The organism is Streptomyces sp. 4F14, assembly GCF_048159485.1.
GTDB lineage: Bacteria > Actinomycetota > Actinomycetes > Streptomycetales > Streptomycetaceae > Streptomyces.
Map to the genome: position 1 here is coordinate 1 of NZ_JBLRVY010000374.1, position 321 is coordinate 321.

At 65.4% G+C, this 321-nt stretch carries 1 protein-coding gene; it reads right to left on the reverse strand.

The features are described from left to right. A partial coding sequence (locus ACLZOT_RS51175; protein WP_416976140.1) for a hypothetical protein occupies positions 1 to 321 on the reverse strand: 321 nt, incomplete at both ends.

Below are 321 nucleotides of genomic sequence, written 5' to 3' on the forward strand. Positions count from 1 at the left end.
CTCTGTTAGTGCTTCGACCACCACCTGCACCTGCACAGCCCCGTGCTCGGGCAGCACCAACGGCCGCTCCAACACCAAGTCCTCCAGAACAGCGCACCCGACCTCGTCACCAGCCCGCACCACCAACTCCACGAACGCAGTACCGGCCAGCAACACCACACCGTTCACCGTGTAATCGGCCAGCCAGTCATGTGAAGCGAGGGACAGGCGGCTGGTGAACACCACACCCTCACCACCCGCGAGTTCCACCGCCGCACCCAGCAACGGATGACCCACCGACACCAACCCAGCACCCCGCACATCCCCCGCCACAGAACGGGC